This is a genomic window from Vibrio sp. 10N.222.46.A1 (genome assembly GCF_041473595.1).
GTDB lineage: Bacteria > Pseudomonadota > Gammaproteobacteria > Enterobacterales > Vibrionaceae > Vibrio > Vibrio tasmaniensis_A.
The window spans coordinates 1-962 of record NZ_JBFRSN010000658.1; the positions used below are offsets into that span (position 1 = coordinate 1).

A 962-nucleotide genomic window follows, 5' to 3' on the forward strand; every position below is an offset into this window, starting at 1 on the left:
GGAGAGTCGGCTGGGTTCGCTTTCAGAAATGGCGAATATGTGGCGGCTTATCATATGGCTCGACTGGTATAGTGTTCTGCTTCTAATACACGGCTCCAATTAACACAGCTAGAGCTTTCTAATAGATAATAAAACGCCACGTTAAAATAACGTGGCGTTTTCGATTTCAGTCAACTGAGGCTTTAAAGTGCTTCAGTTGTAGCCATACTTAAACCGTTAGTGGCTCAAGGTTCGCAGGACGGTAGTGTACAGATTTTAGTACTTTACCTTGGCGAACTGTCTTGCCCTCAGATACGAAATCTTCCGCACACTTAGCGATGATGTATTCGCCTTTTTGAACCGCCATCAGCTTGATGTTCTGCTCAGCATAGAAAGCTTCTGTTTCAGCGTATTCAGTTTCGTTTCGACATACTTTGCTCATGTTGCTTGAGTGTACTTCGTCCCAGCAAGGTAAGAAGTCAATTGAGCGGTTTTTAGAAACATTCAATAGCAGGTCGATCAGGTAACTGATTGCTAGGTTGTCTTCAACCTTAGCTTGGCCAAGGTGAACCAGACGTCCCATCAAAACATAAACGCTGTCTACGATAGCGTCCGCTTGTTCGATTTTAGAATCAGCTTCTGCAAGTTCTGTTAGTTCTTCGATCGCTAGAGAGGTATGTAGCGTATCGCCTTTTTCGTCCATTGTTTCAGGAGCAGCAACAGGCAGATCAAAAGTACTGCGGAACTCTTCAATGTCGCGGTAAAGGTGATCGTAGATTTCTTGGCTTAGTTGAGAAAGGTTCATTTTCCTATCCATTCTGTTTCGTTAATGGATTATTTTACCAAAGCTAGGAATAGGGTGCTAACGCAAAGTCGAAGAAGTCGACTTTTATTCATTGGACCAATGAGGTATTTTGCATACAAACCAATTGATTATTATGTTTTTTTACACTTTACTCTTCTTAATATACCAAATATTAATG

Annotated in this window: 1 protein-coding gene and 1 pseudogene; one reads left to right on the top strand and one right to left on the bottom strand. The window is 41.6% G+C overall.

What is annotated here, in order from left to right:
- Positions 1–72 (top strand): annotated as a pseudogene (locus AB4496_RS17895) (GNAT family N-acetyltransferase); the annotation flags it as partial.
- A 136-nt stretch (positions 73–208) separates the two neighbouring features.
- Here the strand turns inward: AB4496_RS17895 and AB4496_RS17900 are convergent.
- Positions 209–784, bottom strand: a complete 576-nt coding sequence (locus AB4496_RS17900) for a nucleoside triphosphate pyrophosphohydrolase family protein (protein WP_009846922.1) — start codon at positions 782–784, stop codon at positions 209–211.
- Positions 785–962: the final 178 nt, after the last annotated feature.

Bases quoted from the DNA above. Each gene is read 5' to 3' on its own strand.
- AB4496_RS17900 (WP_009846922.1), bottom strand. From the start codon at position 784: ATGAACCTTTCTCAACTAAGCCAAGAAATCTACGATCACCTTTACCGC.